Raw genomic sequence first — 15,864 nt, 5'->3', positions numbered from 1 at the left:
CCTAAATTAAAATGATGGATATAAGACTCCGATGAGTAATTATCTATTTTTTATTTTAGTAAAATTTTGAATACACAATAATTGTGGTGATGAATTTAGGCGGAGTTTTCCGCCTTTTTAAATGGTGAAATATTGTATGGAAAATAATCCTGTCGTGATGCAAATGCGTCAACACATTCAACTGATTGCAAAGCATAACCACGCTTATTATGTGATGGATGAGCCGAGCATTGAGGACAGTGAATATGATCAGCTATTTCACCAACTCAAAGCATTAGAGCAACAACATCCCGAATTAATCCAAGCGGATTCACCCACTAACAAAGTTGGCGGTAAGGCATTATCTAAGTTTGAAACCATTACCCATACCGTTCCAATGCTGTCTTTAGGCAATGTCTTTAATCAAGAAGAACTGTTTGCTTTTGCACGCCGTATTGAAGAGCGTTTACCGAATCAAAAAATACAATATGACGTTGAATTAAAGTTCGATGGATTAGCAATTTCTCTTTGGTATGAAAATGGCGTCTTGGTTCGTGGCGTAACCCGTGGTGATGGTGAAACAGGGGAAGTGATTACCCAAAATGTTAAAACCATTCGTAATCTACCAAAAGTGCTTTCATCAGACAAAGTTGAAGTCCCACGTTTGTTAGAAGTACGTGGTGAAGTATTGATGCCTAAGGCTGGCTTTGAAAAGCTGAATGCTGAAAATGAAGCCAAAGGTGAAAAAACCTTTGCCAATCCACGTAATGCTGCAGCAGGAAGTCTACGTCAACTTGATCCCAGTATTGCGGCTTCGCGTCCATTGGCATTTTATGCCTATGGCATTGCGCAATGCGAGCCGAACCACGGCATTCACTCCATGTCTGCAAGTTTGGAATGGTTGACCAATTTTGGATTTGCAGTCGGTGAGCGTCATTTTGTATGTGACAGTATCCAAGAAGTCCAAGAAAAGTACGAGCAGATCAATCAAGAGCGCCCAGATTTAGCCGTTGAAATTGATGGGATGGTCATCAAAGTAGATGATTTGCAACAACAACAAAAGTTAGGTTTTTTAAGTCGTGAACCACGTTGGGCAACTGCTTATAAATTCCCAGCAGTTGCAGCATTAACCACTGTTGAAAATATCGACTGGCAAGTTGGGCGTACAGGGACATTGACGCCTGTAGCACGTTTAAATCCTGTCGCTGTCGGTGGGGTAACTGTTTCCAATGTAACTTTACATAACATTGGTGAAATTCATCGCCTGGATGTTCGCGTTGGCGATACTGTCAGTGTTTATCGTAGTGGTGACGTGATTCCAAAAGTTGAAAAAGTTTGGTTAGAGTTCCGTCCGAATGATGTGGTCGAAGTACATTTACCTGAAAATTGTCCAGTATGTTCTTCACCAGTGGTGATGCCAGAGGGTGAGGCTTTGGCGCGTTGTTCAGGTGGTTTGTATTGTTCAGCACAACGGATTGAAGCAATTCGTCACTTTGTGTCACGTAAAGCCTTAGATATTGAAGGTTTGGGTGATCGTTGGGTTGAATCATTACTGCATCTTGATTTACTCAAAGATGTCGCTGATATATATCACTTATATGAACATCGTGAGCAACTACTCACGATTGAAAAAATGGGTGAAAAGTCGGTTCAAAACCTGTTTGATGCCATTGAAAATAGTAAGAAAACGACGCTTGCTGCTTTTATTTATGCGCTTGGTATTCGTGGTGTCGGTGAAACGACTGCACGGATGTTGGCAAATACGTTCCAGACTTTGGATGCAATTCGCAATGCGGATTTAGAATCATTGAAAAAGACGCCAGATGTGGGTGATATTACCGCTGAATGGATCGTCGATTTCTTTAATGTACCGCATAATTTAGAAGTGGTAGATCGTTTATTGGCAGCAGGGATTCATTGGGATGCGCCAATTGCACCAACTCGTCAGCCGTTAAATGGTGAAAGTTGGGTAATTACGGGGACATTGGCTACCATGGGACGTGATGATGCCACGCAAATGTTGCAAGCTTTGGGTGCACGTGTGAGTGGTAGTGTGTCGAGTAAAACCAAGTGTGTGGTTGCAGGTGAAAAAGCAGGTTCTAAGTTAGAAAAGGCTGAAAAACTGGGTGTTGCTGTTTTGAACGAGCAGGAATTTTTGGCTTTGATGGCTGAGTATGGGCAGGCTTAAGTAAGTTTGTATTGCTGATTGATTGGTTGTAAAGGTATAGTATTTATGCCTTTACAATACAATTTCTAAAAATGAAAATAATCAAAAAAATATTTCTAATCATTATGTTGGTGCTCTCAATAACTTCTGCTTTTGCGAAAACGGAATGTGATAACCCTATTATTTTAAAAATGCTTAAAGATGAATTCAGCCAATCCGTTGAAAAAAATTTAGATCTTTATTTTTATTATCGTCAAAAACTCTTTAATCCTTATTTTGCTGAATATATGGATGAAGAGAAAGAAAAGTTAGATGATTTGGCTCGATCACAAAAGTATAGTCCAGAAGAATTTAATCAAATATTAAAGGAAAAAATTAAGAATATTTATAAAGATGCGAACAGCAAGTTTATTGGTATTGTTAAGCAACAAAAAGTTGAGGAAGATGATTCTACATATCAATATAATCAAGCATTTGAAAAGTTATTAGACCCCTATATTGATTATCAATTGAGTAAACAACAACAAGCAATGATGAGGGAATATGATGGGGAAGAGGATGCAATGATCACATCACATTTTAAAACAGATCCAAGTGATGAAAAATTATTTGAAGAAATTGTGCAGAATAGTTTCAATATTCAATTTACAGACATACAGGAATTAAGTAAGGCGAAAGTATCAACTTTTGAAATTACATCTTGTTATATGACTTTAAATTTAAAGCAAAAAAATACGACAAAAAATGTGAATTTTAAATATTCAGTCTATTTTGATTCTTTGAGTAATGAAATGCCTCTTTTTCCATCGAATTTTTATATCAATGATCGTGAGAGTGATTTCAAAGAGTTGGGGCATTATTTGATTCAGGAGTATGGGAACTAAATTTTAATTTCAAATAGAAGCCATAAATATTATGGCTTCCCTTTTTGATATTCACTCAGTTTTAAGGAATATACTTCTTCACTACACCATCATCTAACAACTGTTGAAAATGCTCTGTGAGACTGGTTTCAATATTGCGATAGCTCATGCCCAATTCTTTTTTACTCTTATTCGCATTAAAAAAGATCGGATAACCCATATTCTTTTCAATAAAATCTTTTGAATATCCAAAGATAGGACCGATGAATTTAAATGCTTTTTTAGGTACTTGATTACGCGGGAACGGGAATTTTTGTCCGAAATGCTGACGTAAAATTTTCCCCATTTCCAATAAACTGAGTGAACCACCTGAAATGATATAACGCCCAGATGCATTGTCATTCAATGCTGCCAAAATATGCGCATCAGCCACATCACGTACATCGACAATGCCATTCCACATTGGCGGAACACCGAGCAGGGTCATCCCATTGGCAAACTGTTCAAGCACTTCCACACTGCCAGATTGTGTATTCGCCGTGAGTGATGGACCAAGTACCAAGGCTGGATTAACACAGACCAAAGACCAACGATCTTGCGCCTCAGCCATTTCCCAGGCTTTACGTTCAGCCATCACTTTAGAATAAGGGTAGGGTTGATGAGTGGTTGAACTGGTGGTATTCCAATGCGATTCATCAAATTCATTATGTTCAGTATTTAAAATATCAACTGCATCGCCATAAGTTGAGGCAATACTTGAGGTTACGACAACACGTTTGACGGATTCAGTTTTGTTGACACTGTTTAAAACATTTTCAGTCCCTAAAATCGCAGGTTCGATAATATCTTTAACCGCATCTTTAAAGTTGGTCACAACAAAAGGCGAGGCCATGTGCAAAACAATTTCACAGTCTTGCATCGCTTCATCAAATGAACCATTTTCAAGTAAATTGGCTTTGAATAGCTTTAATGTACCTGATGTTTTTTCTGCGATTTTTTCTAAATGTGCAAAACTTGGTTTTTTATTTAAATCACGAACCGTGGCATGCACTGTATAACCTTGTTCAAGGAGTTGTTGAATTACCCAACTGGCAATATAACCTGTTGCACCTGTCACGAGAATTGGCGCTGATGTTTTTCCCTGAGACATCATCTTTTCCTTTCAATGTGGATTTCAATAAAGATTTAAAGTGAGCGATTTTTTCGATCTATATCACTGTTATTTGGCAGAGACCAATGGTTTGAATTTAATTAAATAATTCATATTTTCGCGCACTTTTATTTCTATTCATCTTAGTTTGAATAGATATGAATATCTAGTGAGATATGTGAAGAGGTGTGACTGGTAAGGAAACAGATTAAATTGATTTAAATGCTAATAATTATCATTTATCGAGTTTTACTATTAAACTTAATTTAACATTAAAATTTACAATACTTAATAATAATCACGGTGTATATAATAATCATTCTCATTATGTCGGCTTGCATTTTTATGAATCATTTTTCAAAGAAGTTATTGGTCAATTCAATTACATCCGCAATTTTTGGGGTTGGATGTGTACAAACAATTTGGGCGAATGATACGACAACCTTGCCGACGATTACTGTAAATGCAGAACAAGAACAGTCAAAGAAAACTTTTAATAATGGTCGGTTATCACAAAGTGCAGATCTAGGTGCGTTGGGAAATAAAGAAGTTATTGATACTCCTTTCTCTTTTAATCAATATACAAAAGCAGCGATGGAGGATTTTCAATCAGCGACGATAGGAGATGTCCTCAAAAATGATCCGAGTGTGCGTGCGACAACAAACTCAGGACATTTAAATGAAAATTTTCAAATTCGTGGTTTTTCAGTAAATTGGGAAGATATGAATTTGAATGGTTTTTATGGGGTTGCACCGTCAGGACGAACTTCAACTGATATTTTAGATTCTATAACTGTTTTAAAAGGACCAAGTGCCTTAACTACGGGTATGTCGCCAACGGGTAGTGTTGGTGGTGTTGTTATGGCACAAACAAAACGTGCAGGTAAAGATTTAACTCAAGTTTCTGCAACATATGAAGATGGCGGTTACTACAAATCTGGCTTTGATGTTTCAAGACGCTTTGGACAAGACCGTGAGTTTGGAGTTCGTGCAAGTGGAAGTTATGGGCAAGGCGAACGTCTTATAGATGGTATGGACGATCAAAATGCTTCAGGTGTTTTTGCTTTAGATTATACGACTGATCGATTAAAAGTGAATTTTGATGCGTATGCTGTACGTGATAAGCGAGAGAATGGTTCTCCAGCCATGATTTGCTTTACTTGCTCAAACCCGTCCTTAGGGATTACGGGATTAGGCACTGTGCTCAAAGCACCCGATGGTGATTCTAATTATTTCAAGAGTTTACAGGGGCAAGAATCTAGCCAATATGCGGGTTTATCTGCTGAGTATAAAATCGTACCGGATTTTAAAGTATATGGTGGCGTAGGTTATGCTGAGCGTGAGTATAGTGGGCATTTGTTTGGCACACGTATGATGGTTGGCAGTATTACTGGGACAAAAGGAAATGGATTAACTGGAAGTTATGCAGGCACTGATCATTATGCATTGGCGCAGTATTATCGAGTAGGTTCCCAAGAACATAATGTTGCCGCTAATTTAGGTTTTGAAGGTAAGTTTGCAACAGGCTCAATCAAGCATACCTTAGGCTTACGTGCGGATTATCTAACACGTAAATTTGATCAACATTATTCACCTGTTACAAAGTATTTTGTGACTAATATTTACGATACAAATGTTGGATCAGGTGTAACAATGCCTTCAACTTATCCAGTTGTAGGACCATATGGGGATAATAAGTACGTTAGTTATACATTAACAGATCAATTATCGATGTTAGATGATCGCTTACAATTGATTTTAAGTGGGCGTTATCAGGATATTGATACCAAAAATTTATATAAGAAAACGCAATATTCATCAGACAAAGTTTCACCGAGTGTAGGTATCGTTGTAAAACCATTTGATGCAAATCTATCTTTTTATGCAAGCTATGTTGAAGGCTTATCTGAAGGTGTGACTGTGTCTGCCTTAACTTATCCAACAGCAACAAATCAAGGTGAAACATTTGAACCATATCAAACAAAGCAATATGAGTTAGGTAGCAAATTCCAAGTGGGTTCTTGGATGAATACACTTGCTTTATATCAAATAGAAAAGCCAGAAGTTTATTTGGATACCGTGACAAAAGCGGTAAAAGATGATGCACAAACACGATCACGTGGTGTGGAGGTATCTACCGCTGGAAATATAACTGATGATTTAAGTCTATTGGCAAATTTGGCTTATACAGATGCGGAATATACTAAATCAGGCACTGCCAATAAAACAGGTAAAACAGTTTATGGTGTTCCAGACTTTACAGCAGGCTTATCATTTGATTATAAAATTCCTCAAGTAGAGGGATTGAGTGTAAATGGGCGTGCAACCTATGTAAGCAAGCAATATTTAACCTCAGATAATAAGTATGAAATTCCAGATTTTACAATTGTTGATTTGGGTGCGAAATATGCAACTAAAATTGGTGGTGTCGCAACAACCTTTAGAGCAAATGTAAATAACATTGCAGATAAAAATTACTGGTCAGGCGTTTTTAATGATGCTTACGCAATTGTGGGTGAAGGGCGTACCTATAAACTCGGTGTGACTTTCGATTTCTAAAAAATGATCAGCCCTTTGTGATGCAGAGGGCTTTTTGCATTTTATAGATTGAGATTTGTATTAAATACATAGAGTGTATGGCAATGAAATTATTCGCAATATTTTTATGCTTTTTGGGGAGCGTGTTGATTTATAGCAGTCATGCCAATCAACAAATTTTTAAAACACCGCTTACAAAAAAATTCTTCTATTTGGGTGTCGTCCTAGTCTGTGTATCACTACCTATATTGATTTACGCATTGCCAAAATTGGTGGCGATATTGATGTGGTGTATGACTCTGATTGTAACTTGGTCTTTTATTCCCTTCATTCCCTTACTGAAAAGGTATATTCCGTATGAAGATGCGATCCGCTCAAAAGATACAACCTGATTGGTGGAGTAAAACTTTTGTCGGTTTATTTTTAGGATTAAGTTTTGCATTTGCCTGTTCTGCATTAATTACCATGTGGGGCATTGAACACATTGATCGTGGCGTTGCGCCACAACTCGGGATGTGGTCGATTCCGTGGATTTGGTGTCCATTGTTTTTTATCGCCTATTTTATTCCACGTGGATGGCAGGCTTTTCTACTTTATTTAGGACTGAATATCATCGCTTATAGTCTTGTGTTTTGGTTGCGGAGATAGATATGAAAGTTCGTACGGACATGATCCGATTAGCCAAAGAATTACATACTTGGGTCGGTATAACTTCAGGAATCCTCTTGTTCATCTGTTTCTTTGCAGGTGGATTGAGTATGTTTCAACACGATTTGAGTCGTTGGGCATCTCCGCCTTCGCAAAATTTAGCCATGATTCAGCCGAATCAATATAATGAATTGGTAAGCAAAGTTCAGGCTGATTACCCTGAAACCTTAAAAAGTTTTCAATTGAACTTAAACTCGAAAGAACTTCATCAAGCACCCATCCAATGGAAAGCACCTGAGAAGAAAGGGCAAGATGATCATGATTTTGATACCCATCAAAATGCCATGCTTGCGACCTTAAATGCAGATGGCACTTTAAATGTTGAGCAGGAGAATCTCTCCAAACTCGGTTGGCTCATCGAACAACTACATGAAACAGCAGGGATTCCAGGCATGTTGGGACATCATGCATTGGGCGTTTATGTGATGGGTGTTGTGGCAGTATTGTACTTTTTAGCTATCATGACGGGCTTGATTGTCTTATTGCCTACATTGGTAAAAGATTATTTTGCGATCAGAAAGGGCAAAAACAAAAAACGTTTTTGGCTCGATGCGCATAATGTTGTCGGCATCACCAGTTTACCATTTCATATCTTGATCAGTGTTTCAGTCATCGTATTTGCATTTCATGACTTATTTTATGATGCGATGGGGACTTTGGTCAGTAAAAACAAGCCACTATTTGAACGACCTGCCGCAGTTAAAATTGTAGATCCCGCACCAAAGTTGGATGTTGAAAAAGTTTTACAACGTATAGGAGAGCAGGCGCAAGGTTATCAAATCTCTTCAATTAGTTTTAATAATCTCGACAAGCCAGCGAAAGCCTCTGCCCGTGCCAATGTGTATAGTCCAGATCAAATGCTGCGTGGGGAAAGTTTTGATGTGATGATGTTCAACCCCTATCAAACTCAAGCTTATAATATCAATAACTTAAATACCCATAGCAGCGCAATGGACAAAGTCATTCGCTCGATGTTCAGTCTGCATTTTGGTAATTATGGTGGAAATATTACCCGTTGGCTCTATGTGATTCTTGGGATTGGTGGGGCATTTTTGTTCTATTCAGGCAATATTTTATGGATCGAATCACGGCTTAAACGGCAAAAAAATCCAAACTTAGCTCCACCGCAACAACGTAAAGATGTACGTTTCATTGCTGCACTGACTGTGGGTTCGTGTATCGGCTGTGTCGGTGCAATTGCAGGTAGCATGCTGTTTGGGAAATGGAGTTTTGTCATTCAGCCGAACTTAAACAGTATGAATCAGGTGTTGATGTATAGCTACTACACCATCTTTGTCTTTGCGGTGATTTATGCATTTGTTCGAGGTGCGGCGACGGCATTGCCACATTTATTATTGATGACAGCAATCCTATTGTTGCTGTTACCATTCACCTCACTGCTTGCATTGTTAATGCCTAATATTGGTTTATGGGCTTCACATGGGAATTTGTGGTGGATTGATCTTGTTGCCATTTTATTCGCTCTGGCTTTTCTGCGCTTTTACCAACAAGCAAAGACCAGACAACAACATGCTGAGCTTGGATCAATTTGGTCAAATGTGAAAATTGAACGGTAATTTGCATGCATCTTGCTTGAAATAAGAACCATTAGTAATGGTTACAAAATTAAGCAGTCGCGAATTAATACATAAATAAGTCTTTGCAATGTGAGCTAAACCTTGCAAGGGCTTATTTTTTATCTAAAAAATTTATGAATGTGACTGTAAATGCGTATGTTTCTCATTTTAAGTTTATAAAAATCATAAACTTACACATTTTAAATTTTGCAATCTTAAGCGAACTTGTCCATAATATTGTAAAAGGGTATGGAGTTTTTGAAATGCGTGGCAATCCAGAAGTTGTAGACTATCTAAACATGTTGATCGGTGGTGAACTGGCTGCTCGTGATCAATATCTTATCCATTCTCGTATGTACGAAGATTGGGGTTTAAGCAAAATTTTCGAACGTATTGACCATGAAAGCCAAGAAGAAGGCGCACATGCTGATGCTTTAATTCGCCGTGTCTTGTTCCTTGAGGGAACACCAAACATGGATCGCGATAATATCGAAGTTGGTACAGATGTCGTGACTTGTTTAAAAGCAGACTTGGCACTTGAATACCATGTACGTGAAAAATTAGCGCAAGGCGTGAAGCTGTGTGAAGAAAAAGGCGATTATGTCACTCGTGATATGCTTCGTCAGCAAATGTCGGATACTGAAGAAGATCATACTTATTGGTTAGAAAAACAAATGCGTTTGATCGAGCTGATTGGTCTACCAAATTATATTCAATCGCAAATGTAAGATGAATAAATCAGCATTTTAAATCTGACGTAAGAAAAGCCTTTAGGTGGAAATCTAAAGGCTTTTTTATTGGATATTGTCCGTCAGTTAAGTTTTTAAATCCTCCCCTTGCGGAACATGTTCCTCACCTTTTTCAAAGGAGGGATGAGTAGCATAGCTACGCAAGATTACTAAAATTATTTTAGTTACAATAAGTTCCCCTCTTTTCCTTGCGCCATATATGGCTCAGGGTTAGGGGAGATTTTAGGAATTTTTCCAATAATTTTGCTTAACTGATCAGCATTCTTTTTATTGGCTATTTTTTCGAAAACTTTTGAATATCTGCTAAAACCTGTCCTGCATGGGTTTGCGTGTTTACACTGCTGTAGTGGTAAACAATCGTTCCTTGAGGATCAATTAGAAAGGTTTCTCGTTTAGCAATTTTCGCTATACCCAGATTTCGAACAATGCCAAATTGTTCTGCTAACTTATGGTCATTATCTGCAAGAATCGGAAAGTTTAAACCTAATTTCTCTGAGAATTTTTGATGTGATTGAACATCATCTAAACTAACACCTAAAACCACGGCATTATTTTTAATAAATTGCGGGTAAAGTGTTTTGAACTGATTGGCTTCTTGGGTACAGCCTGGTGAGTTATCTTTTGGGTAAAAATATAAAACGACCCATTTACCTTTATATTGGCTGAGCTCATGCCATTTTGCATTTTGATCTTGTAGTTTAAAACTTGGTGCTGGTTTGCCTACCCATTGTTTTTGATCAGCATCGACTTTGGAAAAAATTGAGTTTTCAGCCTGAGCGAAATTGAATATGCCTAATGTAGAAATGGAGAGTAGGCTCATACTCACAAGTTTAACGAATTTCATCACAGATCTTTCCCTACATTTAAGCTGTTTTGATCTTAGCAAATTTTAGATCGTATGCGAAATGCGAAATGCGAAATGCGAAATGCGAAATGCGAAATGCGAAATGCGAAATGTTGGTATTTGCGATGGGGCGGATTTAAGATGATTGGTATGAGACTATATTTTTTAGTCGAAGAAAATTGCTATCGCGTTAAGCGACATGGATGTCACCGTTAGACAAGGGTATCATGGATGTACCCTTTGTCTAACAGAGGATTTTTGTCACTTTTGATCCTTCAAAAGTGAGGCATTGCCTACGCAGTCTTAATCAAAATTAGATTGGTAAGTTAAGGCTGTGCTGAAAATAGTTAATCATTTTCATAATGGAATCACTTTGAATCAAAAAATTTTACTCATCACAGGTTGGGGCGGTGGTACAAAACTGTTGGTATCACTTAAACAGGCTTTAGAAAATAAAGGTCATACAGTTGAGCTGATCAATATTTTCAATGCTTTGGATGATGCCGAATTACAACGCCAAACTGAAAAAGCCAAAGATTATGATGTGATTATTGGATGGTCATTGGGCGGACAACTTGCCACATTGCTGGTTGATCAAATTTCCAAGCAATACCAACAACACAAAGTGCTGATTACCTTAGCTTCTAATCCTTGTTTTGTTGCCAGTGATACGTGGCAAACAGCTATGCCAAAAGCGACATTCCAAAGTTTTAAACAGTCTTTTGAAACTGACGCTATTGCGACCTTAAAGAAATTTGGCTATATGGTCTGCCAAGGTGTAGAAAGTACTAAAGCCGATTTTGTAAAGTTACAAAGTTTGATACAGGCACAGAAGATTGAGCTATTACAAGATGGGTTAAACTTGTTAGAAAATTTAAATCTTGTCAATATCCTGAAAAATTATACTGGACATCAATACCATATCTTCGGAAAACAGGATTATTTAGTTAGTTACAAAGTCTTGGATAATCTGCAAAAATTAGATGCAAAGTTTTTTGAAGCTGAGTTAATCAGTGGCTCACATGGCTTGCCTGTTTTCCAAGTTGAGCTCATCACTGACAAAATCTGCCAATATTTACAAAAAATAAAGCAAACATCCTGATAAGTGGTGCATCTCGCAATTTATTTATCATTCACGCAGGTTTAAGATTTAGCACATTCAATTAAAACAGTTCATCTTTGTTGAATCCCTCATTCATTTTCTCCCTGAGGGATAAATCACAATGAATGATGAAAAGTTTTAATCGTGTTGTGCTAGATAGCTGTGATAGATAAAGGAAGTTAAGGATGACCGATTCAAATACTGAATCAAACCAAATGCTCAGTGATTCGTTGAATGATCAACTCAGTGATCAGGCATTTGATCAACAACATATCTGGCATCCTTATACGTCTATGACAAATCCTTTGCCGATTTTTAAAGTGAAAAGGGCGCAAGGTGCAATCATCGAACTTGAAGATGGTCGGCAGTTGATTGATGGCATGTCCTCATGGTGGTGTGCGATACATGGTTATAACCATCCTGCGCTGAATCAGACAGTGACAGATCAACTGCAAAATATGTCGCATATCATGTTTGGTGGCTTTACCCATGATCCTGCGATTCAACTCGGAAAATTACTGCTCAAAATTACCCCACCAAGTTTAGATAAAATTTTCTATGCCGACTCAGGTTCAGTCGCAGTTGAAGTCGCTTTGAAAATGGCAGTTCAGTATTGGTCATCACTTGGAAAATTAGAAAAAACTAATTTTGTTACACCACGCTCGGGCTATCATGGTGATACATGGAATGCGATGTCGGTGTGTGATCCTGTCACAGGTATGCATCAGATTTTTGGTTCAAGTTTACCGAATCGGATTTTTGTTCCTGCGCCACAAACAGCTTTTGATGAAGAATGGAATCCATCGGACATTGCCGAACTCGAAAAAACTTTAGCAGAACAACATCATAATATTGCTGCGCTCATTCTTGAACCAATTGTACAAGGTGCGGGGGGGATGCGTTTTTATCATCCTGAATATTTACGCCAAGCCAAATTACTGTGTGAAAAATATAATATCCTGCTGATTTTCGATGAAATCGCCACAGGTTTTGGACGCACAGGCAAGCTTTTTGCATGGGAATGGGCAGGTGTAGAGCCTGACATTATGTGCATTGGCAAAGGTTTGACAGGTGGTTATATGACTTTATCCGCGACGCTGACCACAAAAAAAGTGGCGGAAACCATCAGTCAGGGGGAAGCGGGTGTGTTTATGCATGGCCCAACTTTTATGGCAAATCCCTTGGCATGTGCGGTGGCGGTACGAAGTACAGAATTGCTTATTTCACAGGATTGGCAAGCGAATATTCAGCGCATTGAACAGCAATTATCAAGTCATTTACAGCCTTTGGCACAGCTCGATTTTGTCAAAGACGTGCGTGTTTTAGGTGCGATTGGCGTGGTGGAATTGACCTTTAACGTCGATATGAAAACCCTGCAACAAGAGTTTGTGCGCCGTGGGATTTGGATTCGTCCATTTGGCAAACTGGTCTATGTGATGCCACCTTATATTATTTCTGAAAATGAATTGAAAACACTGTTAGAACAACTGGTTGAAGTGGTTGTAAATATGAAAAGCAGTATGGAGAATGCATCGTGAGTCATTTACTGGAGCATTTTTCAGCACAACTTGATCAACTGAAACAGCAAGGCAATTTTCGTCAATTCACCACCAATATTCAGCAAGATCGTTATATTCAAATCAATGATCGACGCATGTTGAATCTCGCATCCAATGACTATTTGGGCTTAAATTCTGATCCGCAATTGCGTGAACAATTTTTTGATGAAACACCGAATGATCAACGCTGGATGAGTTCGACGTCATCACGCTTACTCACTGGAAATTTTCCTGAATATGAACAGCTTGAAGAGAGTTTAAGTCAGGCTTTTTATGGTCGGTCTGCACTGTTATTTAACAGTGGTTATCACATGAATATCGGGATTTTACCTGCGCTTGCAGACAGTAAAACGTTGATTCTTGCGGACAAACTGATCCACGCAAGTATGATTGATGGTATCCGTTTATCCACAGCAAAATACGTGCGTTATCGTCATAATGACTTGGTTCATCTGACTCAACTTTTACAGAAATATCATGATGATAAAGCCTATGATCGAATTATTGTAGTGACTGAATCCATTTTTAGTATGGATGGTGATGAAACCGATTTGGCTGAACTGGTTCGGATCAAAAAGCAATTTTCCAAAGTGATGCTCTATGTCGATGAAGCGCATGCAATCGGTGTACGTGGCGAGCAGGGTCTAGGCTGTGCGGAACAATATGGCGTGATCAATGACATTGATCTTTTGGTTGGGACATTTGGTAAAGCGATTGCTTCAGTCGGTGGATATTTGATTTGTCATGCAATTATTCGGGATTACTTGGTCAATGCGATGCGTCCGTTAATCTTCAGTACTGCACAACCACCGATCTGTATGGCATGGACAAATTTTATATTTCAGAAAGTGCTGAACTTAAATTCACAACGTCAGCATTTACAACAACTCAGCACATATCTACAAGATGCAGTGAAAAATCAAGGTTTTGAATGTCCTTCGAGTTCGCATATCGTGCCTGTGATTATTGGTGAATCTACAAAAACAGTGGCAAAAGCCAAAGCGTTGCAGGATGCAGGTTTTTACATCATGCCTGTGCGTCCACCGACAGTGCCACAAAACAGTTCACGTTTACGCATTTCACTCACTGCACAAATCAAGCAATCTGAGCTTGAGCAACTTGTGGCATTGTTGTGAATTGATGATAAATATTGCAATGAAAAATCCACAAAGCATTGATAAAACTCAAGTGGCGTTACGTTTTGCACAAGCAGGGCAAAGTTATCCTGAACATGCAGTTGTACAACGTAAAATTGCACAGCAATTATTTGATTTAATGGCGCAATATAGTCCTGAAAAATTGAATCAGGTTTTTGAAATGGGGTGTGGTTCAGGCAATCTAAGTCATCTACTGATTGAAAATTTGCAGATCAAGCATCTGATTTTGAATGATCTCTATTTCGAAGTTCAGCAACATTTTCAGTCAGATCGGATTCAAGCGATTCAAACTCAGCAAAAGATTGAGTTCCTGATTGGCGATATTGAACAGTTGAATTTTCCACAAAATAACGAACTGATTGTATCAAGTTCTGTTCTGCAATGGATGGGTAATTTAGATGCTGTATTCGCCAAGGCACGACACAGTTTAAATCCTCAAGCCTTGTTATGTTTTTCGACTTTTGGGCAGCAGAATTTACAGGAAATTAAAACCTTAACAGGGCAGGGGTTGGATTATTTAAGCCTTGAAAATATTCAGGAAAAACTGCAACAAAATGGTTTTGAAATCCTGCATATTTCTGAACAGATTGAAGCTTTAAATTTCGAACATCCAAAGCAAATTTTGCAACATTTAAAAGCCACAGGTGTCACGGCTACGGCTTCTAACTTTCGTTGGACAAAGCAAAGTTTGCAGGATTTTTATCTGAATTATCAACAGTTTTTAACACAGGATGAATCGGGTAAATCATCATATCCTTTGTCCTATCATCCGATTTATTGTATCGCGCGGAGAATGCCATGACAGGTTCAGTTTACTTTATCAGTGGAATCGACACAGGCATTGGCAAAACCTACACCACGGGCTATCTGGCAAAGCTGTGGAATCAGCAAGGCAAGAAAACCATCACGCAAAAACTGATCCAAACGGGTAATGTGAATATTTCAGAAGACATTGAACAGCACCGTGAAATTATGGGCATGGGCTGGTTTCCTGAAGATGAAAGCAAACTGACCATGCCCGAGATTTTTACTTATCCAGCTTCGCCACATTTAGCGACCAAAATTGATGATCGTGAAATTGATTTTCAAAAAATAGAGAATGCGACTGCTCAACTTGCTAAAAAATATGAGGTTGTATTGCTTGAAGGTGCAGGCGGTTTGATGGTGCCGTTGACTACAGAACTGCTTACAATTGATTATGTGGCAGAGAAAAAATTACCTGTGATTCTCGTGACCTCAGGGCGTTTGGGCAGTATTAACCATACGATCTTGAGTCTGGAAGCCTTGAAAAGTCGTGGTTTAGAACTCTATGCATTGGCTTATAACTTAAAAGATCAATCTCAGGATAAACTGATTTCCAAAGATACTGCGGATTATTTAAAAGCTTATTTAGCAAAACATTTTCCAAACAGTTTATGGATGGATATTCCTAATATTTCTGTGTAACTTGACTGTTAAAAGAACAGAAGTT

13 protein-coding genes are annotated in these 15,864 nt (G+C 38.3%); 11 read left to right on the top strand and 2 right to left on the bottom strand.

Annotated features, from left to right (window positions below; all coding sequences use genetic code 11):
• The first annotated feature begins 136 nt into the window (after window positions 1–136).
• Together ligA and EXE09_RS16130 are read left to right on the top strand one after the other, a co-directional pair.
• Window positions 137–2,167 carry an NAD-dependent DNA ligase LigA gene (ligA, locus tag EXE09_RS16135; protein WP_130117930.1) on the top strand — a complete coding sequence of 677 codons (2,031 nt, stop codon included), beginning with the start codon at window positions 137–139 and terminating at the stop codon, window positions 2,165–2,167.
• 71 nt (window positions 2,168–2,238) lie between these two features.
• A complete protein-coding gene (locus EXE09_RS16130) occupies window positions 2,239–3,030 on the top strand; it encodes a hypothetical protein (protein WP_130117929.1) in 792 nt (263 codons plus the stop codon).
• Window positions 3,031–3,091: 61 nt separating this feature from the next.
• On the opposite strand, the gene EXE09_RS16125 is transcribed toward EXE09_RS16130, so the two are convergent.
• Window positions 3,092–4,159 carry an SDR family oxidoreductase gene (locus tag EXE09_RS16125; RefSeq protein ID WP_130117928.1) on the bottom strand — a complete coding sequence of 356 codons (1,068 nt, stop codon included), beginning with the start codon at window positions 4,157–4,159 and terminating at the stop codon, window positions 3,092–3,094.
• Window positions 4,160–4,504: 345 nt separating this feature from the next.
• On the opposite strand from EXE09_RS16125, the gene EXE09_RS16120 reads away from it, so the two are divergent.
• From EXE09_RS16120 to ftn, 4 genes are all read left to right on the top strand, one after another.
• On the top strand, window positions 4,505–6,718 hold the full coding sequence (locus EXE09_RS16120; protein ID WP_130117927.1) for a TonB-dependent receptor: 2,214 nt from the start codon (window positions 4,505–4,507) through the stop codon (window positions 6,716–6,718).
• A gap of 336 nt (window positions 6,719–7,054) precedes the next feature.
• Window positions 7,055–7,345: a hypothetical protein gene (locus tag EXE09_RS16110; RefSeq protein WP_068974113.1), complete on the top strand. Its 291-nt coding sequence runs from the start codon at window positions 7,055–7,057 to the stop codon at window positions 7,343–7,345.
• A 2-nt stretch (window positions 7,346–7,347) separates the two neighbouring features.
• Complete coding sequence (locus tag EXE09_RS16105; protein ID WP_130117926.1) at window positions 7,348–8,982, top strand: PepSY-associated TM helix domain-containing protein; 1,635 nt, start codon at window positions 7,348–7,350, stop codon at window positions 8,980–8,982.
• A 263-nt stretch (window positions 8,983–9,245) separates the two neighbouring features.
• Window positions 9,246–9,710, top strand: a complete 465-nt coding sequence (ftn, locus tag EXE09_RS16100) for a heteropolymeric bacterioferritin subunit Ftn (protein WP_130117925.1) — start codon at window positions 9,246–9,248, stop codon at window positions 9,708–9,710.
• Between the two features lie 295 nt (window positions 9,711–10,005).
• On the opposite strand, the gene EXE09_RS16095 is transcribed toward ftn, so the two are convergent.
• The gene (locus tag EXE09_RS16095) at window positions 10,006–10,575 is read right to left on the bottom strand and encodes a peroxiredoxin (protein ID WP_130117924.1); all 570 of its coding nucleotides are present in this window, start codon (window positions 10,573–10,575) and stop codon (window positions 10,006–10,008) included.
• 373 nt (window positions 10,576–10,948) lie between these two features.
• Between EXE09_RS16095 and EXE09_RS16090 the strand changes: the two genes are divergently transcribed.
• The 5 genes from EXE09_RS16090 to bioD all read left to right on the top strand — a co-directional run bounded on the left by EXE09_RS16090 (window position 10,949) and on the right by bioD (window position 15,839).
• The gene (locus tag EXE09_RS16090; RefSeq protein ID WP_130117923.1) at window positions 10,949–11,677 is read left to right on the top strand and encodes a hydrolase; all 729 of its coding nucleotides are present in this window, start codon (window positions 10,949–10,951) and stop codon (window positions 11,675–11,677) included.
• Window positions 11,678–11,892: 215 nt separating this feature from the next.
• Entirely contained in the window at window positions 11,893–13,215 is a 1,323-nt protein-coding gene (bioA, locus tag EXE09_RS16085) for an adenosylmethionine--8-amino-7-oxononanoate transaminase (RefSeq protein ID WP_171478639.1), read from the top strand.
• Window positions 13,212–14,372, top strand: a complete 1,161-nt coding sequence (locus EXE09_RS16080; protein WP_171478638.1) for an 8-amino-7-oxononanoate synthase — start codon at window positions 13,212–13,214, stop codon at window positions 14,370–14,372. The genes bioA and EXE09_RS16080 overlap by 4 nt, the downstream gene beginning before the upstream one ends.
• A gap of 19 nt (window positions 14,373–14,391) precedes the next feature.
• Window positions 14,392–15,195, top strand: a complete 804-nt coding sequence (gene bioC / locus EXE09_RS16075) for a malonyl-ACP O-methyltransferase BioC (RefSeq protein WP_130117920.1) — start codon at window positions 14,392–14,394, stop codon at window positions 15,193–15,195.
• Window positions 15,192–15,839, top strand: a complete 648-nt coding sequence (gene bioD, locus EXE09_RS16070) for a dethiobiotin synthase (RefSeq protein ID WP_130117919.1) — start codon at window positions 15,192–15,194, stop codon at window positions 15,837–15,839. Before bioC ends, bioD begins: the two co-directional genes overlap by 4 nt.
• The last annotated feature ends 25 nt before the right edge of the window (window positions 15,840–15,864 follow it).

Origin of the sequence: Acinetobacter sp. WCHAc060025, from assembly GCF_004209355.1 — a bacterium.
Taxonomy (GTDB): Bacteria; Pseudomonadota; Gammaproteobacteria; order Pseudomonadales; family Moraxellaceae; genus Acinetobacter; species Acinetobacter wuhouensis.
This window is presented reverse-complemented; position numbering and strand designations above follow the sequence as displayed.